The 12,939-nt window shown below is 70.0% G+C and carries 15 protein-coding genes and 1 riboswitch; of the genes, 6 read left to right on the forward strand and 9 right to left on the reverse strand.

What is annotated here, in order from left to right; all coding sequences use genetic code 11:
* Positions 1–125 precede the first annotated feature (125 nt).
* Both Pka01_RS03690 and Pka01_RS03695 read left to right on the forward strand, forming a co-directional pair.
* Complete coding sequence (locus Pka01_RS03690) at positions 126–2,108, forward strand: hypothetical protein (protein ID WP_203881125.1); 1,983 nt, start codon at positions 126–128, stop codon at positions 2,106–2,108.
* Between the two features lie 70 nt (positions 2,109–2,178).
* Positions 2,179–2,325, forward strand: a complete 147-nt coding sequence (locus Pka01_RS03695; RefSeq protein ID WP_203881126.1) for a hypothetical protein — start codon at positions 2,179–2,181, stop codon at positions 2,323–2,325.
* Between the two features lie 178 nt (positions 2,326–2,503).
* Here the strand turns inward: Pka01_RS03695 and Pka01_RS03700 are convergent, their stop codons facing one another.
* Positions 2,504–3,130, reverse strand: coding sequence for an LUD domain-containing protein (locus tag Pka01_RS03700; protein ID WP_203881127.1), 627 nt, complete (start codon positions 3,128–3,130; stop codon positions 2,504–2,506).
* Between the two features lie 134 nt (positions 3,131–3,264).
* Between Pka01_RS03700 and Pka01_RS03705 the strand changes: the two genes are divergently transcribed.
* Positions 3,265–3,879, forward strand: a complete 615-nt coding sequence (locus Pka01_RS03705; RefSeq protein WP_239114708.1) for a TetR/AcrR family transcriptional regulator — start codon at positions 3,265–3,267, stop codon at positions 3,877–3,879.
* 28 nt (positions 3,880–3,907) lie between these two features.
* On the opposite strand, the gene Pka01_RS03710 is transcribed toward Pka01_RS03705, so the two are convergent.
* The 6 genes from Pka01_RS03710 to Pka01_RS03735 all read right to left on the reverse strand — a co-directional run bounded on the left by Pka01_RS03710 (position 3,908) and on the right by Pka01_RS03735 (position 8,902).
* Positions 3,908–4,057 (reverse strand): (2Fe-2S)-binding protein, encoded by a 150-nt coding sequence (locus Pka01_RS03710; RefSeq protein ID WP_203881128.1) that lies wholly within the window; start codon positions 4,055–4,057, stop codon positions 3,908–3,910.
* Between the two features lie 55 nt (positions 4,058–4,112).
* Positions 4,113–4,940 (reverse strand): ABC transporter ATP-binding protein, encoded by an 828-nt coding sequence (locus Pka01_RS03715; RefSeq protein WP_203881129.1) that lies wholly within the window; start codon positions 4,938–4,940, stop codon positions 4,113–4,115.
* A complete protein-coding gene (locus tag Pka01_RS03720) occupies positions 4,937–6,016 on the reverse strand; it encodes a FecCD family ABC transporter permease (protein ID WP_239114709.1) in 1,080 nt (359 codons plus the stop codon). The genes Pka01_RS03715 and Pka01_RS03720 overlap by 4 nt, the downstream gene beginning before the upstream one ends.
* Entirely contained in the window at positions 6,013–7,053 is a 1,041-nt protein-coding gene (locus Pka01_RS03725) for an ABC transporter substrate-binding protein (RefSeq protein WP_203881130.1), read from the reverse strand. Before Pka01_RS03725 ends, Pka01_RS03720 begins: the two co-directional genes overlap by 4 nt.
* 151 nt (positions 7,054–7,204) lie before the next feature.
* Positions 7,205–7,387: riboswitch (cobalamin riboswitch) on the reverse strand.
* A 14-nt stretch (positions 7,388–7,401) separates the two neighbouring features.
* Positions 7,402–8,190 (reverse strand): SDR family NAD(P)-dependent oxidoreductase, encoded by a 789-nt coding sequence (locus tag Pka01_RS03730; RefSeq protein WP_203881131.1) that lies wholly within the window; start codon positions 8,188–8,190, stop codon positions 7,402–7,404.
* Positions 8,191–8,326: 136 nt separating this feature from the next.
* On the reverse strand, positions 8,327–8,902 hold the full coding sequence (locus Pka01_RS03735) for a TetR/AcrR family transcriptional regulator (RefSeq protein ID WP_203881132.1): 576 nt from the start codon (positions 8,900–8,902) through the stop codon (positions 8,327–8,329).
* Positions 8,903–9,033: 131 nt separating this feature from the next.
* On the opposite strand from Pka01_RS03735, the gene Pka01_RS41135 reads away from it, so the two are divergent.
* Both Pka01_RS41135 and Pka01_RS03740 read left to right on the forward strand, forming a co-directional pair.
* Positions 9,034–9,162, forward strand: a complete 129-nt coding sequence (locus Pka01_RS41135) for a hypothetical protein (protein WP_275414423.1) — start codon at positions 9,034–9,036, stop codon at positions 9,160–9,162.
* Positions 9,159–10,259 (forward strand): winged helix DNA-binding domain-containing protein, encoded by a 1,101-nt coding sequence (locus Pka01_RS03740; RefSeq protein ID WP_203881133.1) that lies wholly within the window; start codon positions 9,159–9,161, stop codon positions 10,257–10,259. Before Pka01_RS41135 ends, Pka01_RS03740 begins: the two co-directional genes overlap by 4 nt.
* Before the next feature lie 47 nt (positions 10,260–10,306).
* Here the strand turns inward: Pka01_RS03740 and Pka01_RS03745 are convergent, their stop codons facing one another.
* Positions 10,307–11,137, reverse strand: coding sequence for an alpha/beta fold hydrolase (locus Pka01_RS03745; protein WP_203881134.1), 831 nt, complete (start codon positions 11,135–11,137; stop codon positions 10,307–10,309).
* A 246-nt stretch (positions 11,138–11,383) separates the two neighbouring features.
* Between Pka01_RS03745 and Pka01_RS03750 the strand changes: the two genes are divergently transcribed.
* Positions 11,384–12,352 carry a sigma-70 family RNA polymerase sigma factor gene (locus Pka01_RS03750; protein WP_239114710.1) on the forward strand — a complete coding sequence of 323 codons (969 nt, stop codon included), beginning with the start codon at positions 11,384–11,386 and terminating at the stop codon, positions 12,350–12,352.
* Here Pka01_RS03750 and Pka01_RS03755 read toward each other — a convergent pair.
* Positions 12,266–12,625, reverse strand: coding sequence for an STAS domain-containing protein (locus Pka01_RS03755; RefSeq protein ID WP_203881135.1), 360 nt, complete (start codon positions 12,623–12,625; stop codon positions 12,266–12,268). The genes Pka01_RS03750 and Pka01_RS03755 overlap by 87 nt on opposite strands.
* Between the last annotated feature and the right edge of the window lie 314 nt (positions 12,626–12,939).

The following is a 12,939-nucleotide window of genomic DNA, read 5'->3' on the forward strand; positions in this document are numbered from 1 at the left end:
GCCCGACTGACTTTCGTTATGACCGGCGCCCTCGGGTACCGACGAGCAGGGCATGACGGTTGCGAAGCCGGTGATGGCCTTGGAGCATCTGTTCACCGACGCATGCGACGTTCCGGGAGTGCCCTGTGATCATCGGCGATCTGTTCGAGCCGGAACTCGTCCTCTGGGAGGCGTTTCCCACAGCGCGGCCTGTAGATCTTCCCGGCACTCCCGTTCGGGCCGCCGTCATCGCAAAGATGCTGCTCGGCGCCCGGGAACGCCTTCCAGGGCAGACGCCCGGGCTGCACCTGTCCGGGGCCCGGATCACCGGCCGGTTGGACCTGTCGTACGCCGAGGTTCAACACCCTCTGGTCCTGACCACGTGCGATTTCGAGGAAACACCGGTCTTCACCGGAGCCCGCACCGGCCTGGTCGACCTCGCGGCTTCCCGGATGCCCGGACTGCAGGCCGCGGACGCCGTGATCGGCGGAGGCCTGCGCCTGGAAGGCTGCGTGATGGATGGCCCGATCCAGCTGGCCGGGGCTCACGTGTCGGGGACGATGAATCTCAGCGGCACGAGGATCCACGCGGATCTGGCCGTCCATGCCGACGGCCTGATCGTCGACCGTGATCTTCTGGGTGCGAACGCCGTCATCGACGGTGAGTTACGCGTCGCGGGCGCCAGGATCGGCGGGACGATGACCCTCAATGGGGCCCAGGTCGGGCGGTCAGGCGGCCTCAGCCTCACCGCCGAGGGGATCGTCATCGACGGCGGGTTGTCGTGTGGTCACGGCTTCCACTCCTACGGCGAGCTGAGCGTGCAGGATGCCCGGGTGGGACGCCGGTGCGTGTTCAGCGGAGCCCGGCTGTCCAACCCCGACGGCATCGCCCTGAACGCGGAAAGGCTCACCGTCGAGGGTGGGCTGCTCATCGATGAGGGCTTTGCCGCCGAGGGCGAAGTCCTCTTGCGCGGGGCCCACGTGGCCGGTTCGCTCTCCTTCGCTCATGCGAGTCTCGTCAATCCGGGAGGACACGCGCTGAACGCGCCGCTGATGGAGGTCGGCAGCGGGCTGCGAGCCACACCGGGCTTCGTGGCGACCGGAGTGGTCTTCCTGGACTCGACGCAGGTCCGCGGATCGGTCAACCTTGACGGCGGGAAGCTGTCCAACCCGGGTGCGACGGCGCTTTCACTGCGGCGGCTGGGGGTCACCGGGAGGCTCAGCTGTAGCGAGGGCTTCAGTGCCGATGGGGAGATCGTGCTCATCGACGCCAAGGTCGAGGGCAGCATGCATTTCCACGGTGCCGCCCTCAGCAATCCCGGGGGGCGGGTCCTGGCTCTGTGGCAAGTGATCGCGGGCGGTGCCGTCGACTGCTGCGAAGGCTTCACGGCCAAGGGGACCCTCTCGATCAGAGATTCCCGGATCGCCGCCACACTGTGCTTCGCGGAGACCACCATCGACGGTGACCTTCACCTGCGTGGCGTCCAAGCGGCTTCACTGAAGATCGGGCCGGAGACCGTACTGCTGCGCACCGTCGACCTTCGCCACACCCGAGTCGGCGTGCTCGATGACGTTCCTGGCCGGTGGCCCGCCCACCTCCTGATGAACGGCTTCACCTACGACAGCCTGGAGGCTCCCCTGCCTGTCCAGGAGCGTCTCGACTGGCTGGCCAAGGAGGCCTACCAGCCCCAACCGTATGAGCAGTTGGCCGCCGTCTACCGCAGGCATGGTCACGATGAGGCCGCTCGGGACGTGCTGCTGGCCAAACAGCGTCGCCGTCGCGCGGGGCAACGACTCGGGGCGCGATTGTGGGGGTACCTGCAGGACTGGACCGTTGGGTATGGCTACCGCCCATTCCGTGCCGCGCTCTGGCTCGCAGCCCTTCTCCTCATAGGCACGGTCGTTTTCACCGTCCACCAGCCACCGGCCTTCAAGCCGGGCGAGGGGCCCCCCTTCAACGCCTTGCTCTACACCCTGGACCTGCTTCTCCCGATCATCAGCTTCGGACAGGAGACCGCCTTCGGTCCGCGCGGCTTACAGCAGTGGCTCGCCGCCACGATGATCGCTGCGGGGTGGATCCTTGCGACGACCATCCTGGCAGGCCTCACTCGCGCACTCTCCCGCCAATGACCCGGCCGGAAGCGTTCACCCCGGCACTCCGGAATCCCGGACCAGCAGTGCGGCCCCCGACCAGGTCGGCATGGTCGTCATGCATCTCGCCGGGCCGCAGGACGATCCGCGCTGGGCCCGCGACTACGGCCCGTGGACCGGGCTCGGCATCCTGGTGCTCTGGACCGCCCTCACGCTCGTCGGCGGCCTCCTCGTGCTGCGCCGCCGGGACGCCTGACCTCCGCCCACTGCTGGTGCGAGGCCCGCACGGCTGGTGCGAGGCCCGGGCGGGGTCGCGGTCGCGCGAACGGCGATCACGACCTCGCCCGGCACGTCGGCGGGGACGCCCGGGGGCGCCGCGGGAACGTCGTGCCGATGACGCCGGCGGCGTCACCGACGGTCGCCCGCCAGATCGGTCAGAAGCCGACGACCTGCCGGATCAGGATGATGTGGATGCGGCCGGGCAGTTCCTGGTGGATCTCGAGGATCTTGCCGATGCTGCTGTGCTGGCCGTAAGCGGCCTGCGCCCGGATGTCCTCCAGCTTCAGGCTGTGCAGGCGGATCCGCTCGTGAGCGACCTCCAGCGTGGGGACCAGCTTCTGCGCCCCCACGACGAAGATCACGTTGGCGGCTCCCCACGCGTACGTCGCGAGCTGGCTGCCGGAGAACGACGCGATGGCGAGCGTTCCGTCACGCGTGACGGCGTGCACGCTGCCCAGGGCGTATTCGGCCTGGCCGGCGATCACCTTCATCTCCTGCGCCTGGGTCTGGAAGTCCAGCGCCATCATCTTGTTGCGCGCCGACTCGTACGGACCGTCGGCGTTGACGGCGTCCTCGATGCCGGTCTCCTGCAGCGTCACCGACGTGTTGGTCATCACGGACGAGCCGTGCGGGATGCGTGCCAACGCCGCACGGCGGGCGGCGTCGAAGTCGTCGACGACCTCCACGCTGAACCCGTGTTCCTCCAGCGCCACCACCGTCGCCGAGAGCGTCGCGTCGTCGGGCAACGTGCCGAAGCGCTCCGATGTGTCAATCGTGGTCATGAGTTTCTCCTTGTCAGCGATACGGAGCCGCACACGGCCAGGAGGTCGGCGCCATCGGCGTCGGGGAGCCCTGAGCCGCGAGCGGCGTAACCGGACTTTACCCCGCTTATTCGGCCGACGGTAGGGTGGGTCGCGTGAAACAGTCCGACGCGTCGTGGGGGCCACCGCGCCCGGAGCGCGCCGACGCCGCGCGCAACCGGCAGCACCTGATCGCCACGGCCCGCGAGATGCTCGCCGAACTCGGCCCGGACCGGCTCACGATGGACGCCCTCGCCGAACGCTCAGGGCTCGGCAAGGGAACCGTGTTCCGCCGCTTCGGCACCCGCGCCGGCATCTTCGGCGCCCTGCTGGACGACGGCGAACGCGTTTTCCAGGAGCAGGTGCTCTGCGGCCCGCCCCCGCTGGGTCCCGGCGCCCCGCCGCTGGACCGGCTCGTCGCCTACGGCCACGCCCGGATCCGCTTCCTTTTGGAGCATCGGGAGATCGCCCGCTCCGCCCTCGACGGCCGCCAGGCCGTCCCCGCCGGATCCCAGTCGCCGCTGTCGCGCACCCACATCCGGATGCTGCTCGGCCAGATCGACCTCGGCCCGGCCAACCTGGACCTCCTCGCCGTCCAGCTCACCGCCGCGCTCGACGGCCCCCTGCTGCTCTACCTGTCGGCGACCACGCTCACCCGGTCCCCCCAGCAGTCGGAGCGGCAACTCAGCGACAGCTGGCAGGACCTCGTGCGGCGCGTCTGCCGCCCCTGACGGTCACGGCGGCGCGGCGGCCGTCGCCTCAGCGGGGATCCCGGTCCAGGGAGCAGTCCCCGCACCTCCGGGCGCCGGGTACGCGGTAGTACAGGCAGCAACTGCGGCGCCGGAACTGAAGGTCCGGACCCATGACGACGCCGGTGTCTCGCAGGTCGCCGGTGTCGAGCAGGCTCATGACCAGCCGGCCAGCGCGGCGGCGACGGTCGCGCGTGGCGCAGGCTGCGGCGGCGTCACTTCGGCGGTCTCCCGTCCGCGCCCGGCGACGCGGACCGGCCGTACGGCATGACGCTGATCTGCGGGATACCGGTGCGGGGGTCGCTGTGCACGTCCGCGGTGACCCGGTAGACCTCCTCGAGCAGCGCGGGGGTGAGCACCGCCGCGGGCGGGCCGGTCGCGACGACCCGGCCGGCGTTCAGCACGCAGATCCGATCGCCGAAGGCCGCGGCCAGGTTCAGGTCGTGCAGCGCGACGATCGCCGTCACGCCGAGCCGTCGCACCTGCTGGAGCGCGTCGAGCTGATGACGCATGTCGAGGTGGTTGGTCGGCTCGTCCAGCACCATGGTCCCCGTCCCCTGGGCCAGGGCGCGGGCGATGAGGACGCGTTGCTTCTCTCCCCCGGACAGCCGGTCGAAAGGCGCCTCGGCGAGATCGGCGACGTCCAGTGACTCCAGGGCGTCCATGATGATGCGCCGGTCGTCGGCGTCGTCGCCCTGGAAGGCCCGCTTGTAGGGAGTGCGGCCCATGGCGGTCACGTCGTACACCGTCAGGTCGAATTCGCCGGGCGTCTCCTGCAGGACGGCGGCCAGCCGCCGCGCGAGGCGCCTGCCCGGCATGCGCCACACGTCTTCGCCGTCGAGGAGCACCCGGCCCGACGTCGGCCGCAGTGCGCGGTAGAGGGTGCGCAGGAGGGTGGACTTGCCGGCGCCGTTCGGGCCGACCAGCGCGACGACCTCCCCGGGTCCGACCTGGAATGTGACGTCCTGCACCAGCGCACGGCCGCCGATCACAACGCTGACCTTCTCTGCTCGCAACGTCGCGGGCGTGCCCGTCTCCCTCATCGGGCCGCCTTCCGCCGCATCAGCCAGAGGAAGAACGGGCCGCCGGTCAACGCGGTCAGGATGCCGATCGGGATCTCCTCTGGCGCCGTCAGGGTGCGTGCGGCCAGGTCAGCGGCGATCATGAAGGCCGCGCCCAGCAGCGCCACCGCGGGCAGCGCACGGCGGTGGTCCGCTCCGACGAGCAGGCGCACCACGTGCGGCATCATCAGGCCGACGAATCCGATCGAGCCGCTGACCGCCACGATCGCCCCGACGAGCAGGGCGACGAGCACGAACAGCGCGGCGCGGAAGCGGTGGACGTTCAGCCCAAGGGACGCGGCGGCCTCCTCGCCCGCCAGCAGCAGGTTGAGCGGGCGGCTCACACCGAGCAGCGCACCCGTCCCCAGCAGGACCGCCGCCGCGGGAATCCACACGAGGTCCCAGGTGATGCCGGCGAGACCTCCGAGCATCCACCTGAGCGCAGATTCGGTCTTGCGCGGGTCTCCGGAGGAGACGATGAGATAACCGGCGACGGCCGACAGCACCTCCCCCGTCGCCACCCCGGACAAGACCAGCCTGACCGTGGTCATCCGACCGCCGGTGCGGGCCAGGAAGTAGACGAGCAGCAGAGCCACGAGAGCTCCGGCGAAGGCCGCCACGGGAAGCGAGAACGCGCCGAGCAGTGACACGTTGACCACAAGCACGAGCACGGCCCCGACCGTGGCCCCCGACGAGACGCCCAGCAACATCGGGTCGGCCAGCGGATTGCGAACGACGGCCTGCAAGGCCATTCCGCAGACCGACAGGCCTGCGCCGACGACACCTCCCAACACGACCCGCGGCAGGCGAACGTCCATCACGATCGTCTCCCTGACCGGCGGCCACGCCGGATCGACCAGGGACGGCACGAGCCGGTGCAGCAGGATGCCCCAGACCTGGCCGGGCGGCAGCGGTACGGACCCGAACGCGATCCCGGCAGTGGCCGCGGCCACGACGAGGATCCCGAGCAGGACCAGCACGGGCACGTACGGCAGCCGCCCGCGCCGGGCGACGGCCGGCACGGGCGCCGGCCGCACGCCGGTCGTCGTTCCGGTCACGCGAAGCGGTCCGGGTGCAGTTGCTGGGCGAGCGACCGCACGCCCACCGGCACCCGGACTCCCAGCACGGTCGACGACAGCGGCAACACCGCGAACCGCCGATTCTTGATCGCGGGCACGTCCTTGAGCGCCGGGTTGCCGAGCAGGAACGCCTTCTTCTGCTCCACGGACTCGTCGCCGTAGTCGTAGATGACGATCGCGTCGGGCGCCCGCTCCGCCACCTGTTCGAAGGAGACGTCGCCGAACGCCTTGCCGAGGTCGGCGAACACGTTCGTCCCGGCCGCCAGCTTGATCATCTCGTTGCCGATGCCGGCGCCGCCCGCCGTGAAGGCCGTCTTGTCGCCGCTGTCGTAGACGAACACCGTGACGGGATCGACCCCGTCGATCTTCACGCGGACGTCGTCGAGGACGTCATGCATCGCCGTGATCTGCCGGTCGGCGCGGTCGGAGACGCCGAAGATCTTTCCGATGTTCCGGACCTCCTCGTCGACCTGGGCCGTGGTCACCGGGCCCTCGGTGCATCCCTCCGTGTTGAGGTAGGTGCCGATGCCGGCCTTCATGAGAGCGTCCCGGCCGCGTCCCTCCTTCTCGTCGAAGGCGCTGGCGAACCCGCCGTACACGAAGTCGGGCTCGGCCGACAGCAGCGCCTCGTACGACGGGTAATCCTCGGCCAGCACCTTGACGCCGTCGTACGCCGCCTTGTACTCGGGCAGGATCGAGTCGTCCAGGTAGGCCGTGCCGACCATCGACTTCTCCAGCCCGAGAGCGAGCATGATCTCGGTGGCGTGCTGGTTGAGCGACACCGCCCGCCGCGGCGGCCCCTGGTAGGTGGCCGTCACGCCGCAGTCGGCGACGGTCACGGGGAAGCCCGCGACGGAACCGCTCGCCGGCGACGGACCGGCCGCCGACGGCGGGACCTGCTGCGCACCGCATCCCGCGAGCAGCAGCAAGGCCACCGCGATCGGCGACAGCGACCGGAGCGGACGGAACGCGTGGCCGGCGCGGCCCGCACCGCTCACCCGGTGGGGAAGGCTCATCGACGGTCTCCTGACGACGGGCCGCGGCCACCGTTCCTCGACGGCGACCACGGCGAGCGGGAGACGAACCGCCCCGAGAGCGTCGGCGTCCGCAGCGCAAAGGAGCGCGGCACACGACCCACCGTCCTCTCTTGGGGAGATCCGCCCCAATTCCTGAGGAGGCGACCGCGTGAGTCTCCTGGCTCTCGGGTCGATGCTCGCCCCGGCCTTCCCACCCGGGAATCCGGGCAGTGGCATCGTCGGGGTCCGCTCGCCGATCACAGTGGCGGGACCGCGCCGGATTCATACCGGCTTCCTCGTTCCGCCGTCGCCTACGCGGATCATCTTCGCATAAGGGGTCGCGCAGAATTAAGTCGTCTTGACTTGGCCGCCGTCGAGGGTGAACTCGGCGCCGGTGGTGTTGGCGGAGCGGGCGGAGGCGAGGAACAGCACAAGGTCGGCGACCTCGGCGGCCTCGGTGATCCGGCCGGTGCTGATCGCCATGTTCCGCGGCACCACCTCGTCGAGCGCTTGCTGGGCGGTGACTCCGGCGCCGGCGGCGACGGCGTCCGCGAACCCGCCCGGGGCGGTCCAGAACGGGGTACGCACCGGGCCGGGCGAGACGGCGTTGACCCGCACTCCGCGCGGCGCGAACTCCTCCGACAGGGCCTTGGTCAGGTTGGTCATCGCCGCCTTCGCCGCGGAGTAGTCGACCACCATCGGGAACGGCAGCCGGGCGTTGATGCTGCTGATGTTGACGATCACCCCGCCGGTGTCCAGCAGAGCGGGCAGGGCCGCCCTGCTGGTGCGCACGGCGCTGAAGAACGTCACGTCGAACATCCGCGCCCACTCGGCGTCGTCGACGTCGAGGAAGCTCGACCGGACGCTGCCGGTGCCCACGTTGTTGACCAGCACGTCCAGCCGCCCGTACGTCGACAACGCGGCGTCGATGAGCCGCTGCGGCGTACCCGCGTCGGTGATGTCGGCCGACACCACGGTTGCGCCGCGTGCGGCCAAGGCGTCGAGTTCGGGGGTGCTCGTGCGACTGCTCGCCACCACGTTCGCGCCCTCATTGAGCAACGCCGCCACTGTGGCCAGGCCGATGCCCTTGCTCGCGCCGGTCACGACGGCGACCTTGCCCTGCAGTTCGAGATCCACTGTTACTCCTAGTTGTTGACTGATCGGTTCCCAATTGGGGTGACAAAAAGCAGGTGGGGACTGCGGCCTTGCCCTGCGGTTCAAGGTCGGCCGCCCAGTTGTTGACTGATCGGTTCCTAATTCGGGCGGCAAAAAGTCAGTCGAGGGCGCGCACGGCCACCTCGACGGCGTTTTCGAGGAACGCGCGATTCGCGCGGGCCTTGCCCATCACCCGCAGACCCTGCAGGAACGTGGTCAGGAACTGGGCCAGCTCCCTCGGTTCCTTGTCGGCCGCGATCTCACCGCGGGCCCGGGCCCGCTCCAAGGCCCCGGCCAGGGCCGACTCGACCTGGCCCATGGTGCTGGAGACCTGCTGCACCGTGTCCGCATGCGCCGAGCGCTCCGTGGCCGCGTTGACCAGTAGGCACCCTGGCACCGGATCGGCCAGGTCGGCCTCCACCAGCTCCAGCAGTGCCGCCCGGATCGCCGGACGCACCTGCTCCGCCCGGTCCAGCATCTCGATCAACCCCGCCGCGTGGTGCTGACAGTAACGGCGAAGCGCCATCGCATAGAGCTGCTCCTTGGATCCGAACGCCTTGTACAGGCTGCCTCTGGTGATCCCGAGACCCTCCACGAGATCCTCCGTCGAGGTCGCCTCGAACCCCTGACGCCAGAACAACGTCATCGCGCGATCCACCGCCGCGTCGATGTCGAACGTTCTTGGCCTGCCCATGCGACGACCATACAAATAAGGAACCGATCTGTCCACAATTGTGAGCCGTGTCGCCCAACTTCCGGTCAAAAAGTGGCCGGAATCCTCTTTAGCGTCGATCTCGAAGGCCGTACCGACCTGAGGACCAAAAAATGATCACCCGTGAGATCCAGCCGGCCGCGCAGGGCCGCTTCGTCCACCCGCAGCCGGACGTCAAGGGCGGGTTCTTGTCCCTGCTCCAGGGCTCCTGCCGGGGCAACGTCTCGGTGCGGCTGTCATGACGACCCTCTCGAACAGGGCCCTGAACCGGGCCCTGCTGGACCGCCAGTTCCTGCTGGTCCGCACCGATCACACCCCGCTGGAGGTGATCGGGCGCCTGGTCGCGCTGCAGGCGCAAGAGCCCAACTGGCCCTACGTCGGGCTGTGGAGCAGGATCCACGGCTTCACCCACTCCCGGCTCACCACACTGCTGCAGGATCGGACGGTGGTCCGCTCCGGCCTGCTCCGCAGCACCCAGCACCTCGCCGCGGCCGACGACTTCCGCCGGCTGCGGCCGCTGCTGCAGCCCGTGCTCGACCGCACCGCCCGCTCGGCGTACTTCGCCCGCAACAGCGCGGGCCTGGACCCCGCCTCACTGGTCGCCACCGGGCTTGAGCTGCTGGCGGACGGAATGACACCGCGAAAGGAGCTGGCCCGACGGCTGGCCGAACGCCACCCGGGCCGGGACGGGCGCACCCTCGCCGGAGAGGTCGAGCTCAGAACGCCTCTCATCCACAACCCGGCCACCGGCGCATGGGGCTCTTGGGGCACCCGGTCGGCCGTCTCCGTCACACCCGCCGAGATCTGGCTCGGCCGGCCCATGGCCCCGGCGACCGCCAAGGACCTGATCCGCCGCTATCTGGCGGCGTTCGGGCCGGCCGGGACCATGGACGTACAGGCCTGGTCCGGGCTGACCCGCCTCGGCGAGATCGTCTCCGACATGCGCGCCGAGCTGCGCCACTACCGCGGCCCCGACGGCAGGGAACTGATCGACCTGGCCGACGCGGAACTGCCCGATCCCGACGCGCCCGCCCCCGTGCGACTCCTGCCCGCCTTCGACAACGCCCTGCTCGGTCACGCCGACCGGACCCGCATCATCAGCCACGAGGACCGCAATCACGTGATGCCCGGCCAGGCACGGGTACGGCCCACCTTCCTCGTGGACGGCCACGTGCGCGGAAGCTGGTCCCTCGAAGGCGACACCCTGCGCCTCACCCCGTTCCGCCCGCTGTCCGCGACCGATCGCGCGGCCTTGGAGCAGGAGGCGGAGCGCCTGCTGCCGTTCGTGGGAGGTGAGAACGTGGCCTATGGCGGTCCGGGCGCGACCAGGTCGCCCTGAGCACGGCGTCGGCCACCGGGATCCGGGCCAGGGGCGGACGGACCGGTTCAGCTCTCCTGGTCGAGGAAGGCGAGGGTGACCGCCGCGAAGAGCGGTGACAGGAAGATGTCGTAGTGCGTGAGACCGGGCAGGATCGCCAGTGCGTGGCCTCCCTTGGGCCGGGCCTCGCCCTGCCAGCCGCCGTCGCGCAGCCCGCCGTCGAGGCGCTTGAAGACCTCGACGAAGTGGCTCGGCGGCGCCATGTCGGCGTCGGCGGCGACCACGAGCGTCGGCATCCGCAGGCCACCGACGTCTTCGGAGAAGTCGAAGTCCTGCGCCATCGCCTCTCCGATCTTGTCGAGCAGCTTCGGGAAGTACTCGGGATGGGGGGCCACCCGCTGGTAGAGCTCGTACATCGGGGTGTCCTTCATGAACTCGGCCGCGGCCCCGCTCACCTGGCCCTGCTGCTCGAGGATCTCCCGGTGGATCGCGTCGCGGCTGACGTGCGCCGACGCCATGACCAGGCGGCCCACCTTCTCCGGGTGCCTGATCGCGACCTGGAACGCCACCCCGCCGCCGAGGGAGTAGCCGACCACGCTCGGCTTCCGCAGGCCGAGGTGGTCGATGAGCGCGGCGACGTCATCGGCCATCAGCCGGACGTCGAGCGGCCGGTCGATGTCGGCTGTACGGCCGTGCCCCTGCAGGTCGACGAGGACGACCTGGTGGTGGTCGGCCAGCGTGGGGATGATCGGCCCGAACATCTCCCCCGAGCCGAGACCTCCGTGCAAAAGGATCATCGGGGATCCCGTCCCGTACGTCTCGTAGTACAGGTTGATTCCGTTGACTTCGGCGTACCGACCCGAGCCGGCGCTCTCCGCGGTCCATTCCGTGGCGGTCATGATTGCTCCCTGCGTAGGTCCCGTTCGGCTTGACGTGCTTTCAGACCGGGCGGGCCCGGAAAACTCATCGCCCGGGGCGGGGCGACTTTTCCGCACGCTCGTAAGCATCCACGTCATGAGCACCTGGTGCGGTTCGGCCGTCGGCATGGTGGCAGGCGTGGCCGACCCCGACCCCATGTCGGGGAGGATGCCACTTCGCCCCCGAAAAAGTCGTAGTCGCCCGCTAGGTTCGACAGAGTGAACGATGTGGCGACCAATGCACCGATCGAGTCGCGGCTGGAGGAGTACCGGCCTGAGCTGACGGGCTACTGCTACCGGATGCTGGGGTCCGCCTTCGAAGCCGAAGACGCCGTACAGGACACCTTGGTACGCGCCTGGCGTGGTTTCGACCGGTTCGAAGGACGCTCGACGCTGCGGTCCTGGCTGTACCGGATCGCGACGAACGTCTGCCTGAACATGCTCTCCAGCGCTCAACTGCGGGTCCGGCCCATGGATCTCGGACCGGCCGGGTCGGGCCGCGCCACCGATCCCGGCGAGCCGCGCCCCGACCAGATCTGGGTGGGCCCGGTGCCGGACGGCCGGGTGCTGGCGGAAGTCGCCGATCCGGCGAACGTGGTGGCCGAGCGCGAGTCGATCCGGCTGGCGTTCGTCGCCGCGCTGCAGCACCTGCCACCTCGGCAGCGGGCCGTGCTGATCCTGCGGGAGGTGCTCGCCTGGTCGGCCCAGGAGGTCGCCGAACTGCTCGACACCTCGGTGGCCGGCGTCAACAGCGCACTCCAGCGCGCCCGGGCCACCATCGCGGCCACCGACACCGCAGCCGACGTCCACGAGCCTCTGGACGAAGAGCAGAAGGCCCTGCTCGCTCGGTATGTGAAGGCGTTCGAAGACTACGACCTCGAGGCGCTGACGACGCTGCTGCACGACGACGCGACGCTGTCGATGCCGCCGCTCCCGCTGTGGTTGCGCGGCCCCGACGACATCGTCGCCTGGATGGCCGGCACGGGCAGCGGCTGCCGCGGCTCGCGCCTGGTGCCGGTGGTGGCCAACGGCATGCCGGCGTTCGGGCAGTACCGGCCCGCCCTCGGCGGCTCCGGTCACGACCCGTGGGGGCTGACGGTGCTGGAGATCTCAGCCGGGCGGATCGCGGCCATCAACAACTTCCTCGACACCGCACGCCTCTTCCCGCTGTTCGGACTGCCGGCCCACCTCGAATAGCACGTCGGTCAACCCGAGCAGGCGTACGAGCTCGAGCAGGTCCGGCCCGGCGCCGGCGACCGCCAGACGCCAGCCGTGCCTCCGCGCGGTGAGGCGCAACCTGGCCAGCGCCTCGACCGTCACCACGCCCGGGTGGACCACATGGGCCACGTCGCAGACCACGACGCCGCCGACGCGTCCGCGGACCAGTTCGGCGAGGTCGGCGCACAGGACAGGGATGTCCGCACGCGTGAGCGTCGCGCCGATGGCGAAAGTGGTCGCGGAGGCCGCCATGTGAATAGGACCGCCGGCATCGCGGGAACTCATCGCCGCGGTGCCGGGAACCTCTGCGCTCCCGCCGGCCGGCGGCGTCGCGGTCGCATTCCGGCAGGCAGATCGTCACCGCCGCGCCCGCCCAGTGCAAGGCGGTGAACGGCTCGGCGGACGAAGGGTGGTGCACCCGGTCGTGGCTCGCAGATTCCGATCTCAATGGGTACCTGGCATCGCATCAGCACGGTGATCCACGGAAATCTCATCGCATCTGCTCGACAACGCCCATGCCGTCGATCAAGATCTGTCTAAGTATGGATCTCCCTGACAAGGGGTCC

The organism is Planotetraspora kaengkrachanensis (assembly GCF_016862895.1).
In the GTDB taxonomy this organism is placed as follows: Bacteria; Actinomycetota; Actinomycetes; order Streptosporangiales; family Streptosporangiaceae; genus Planotetraspora; species Planotetraspora kaengkrachanensis.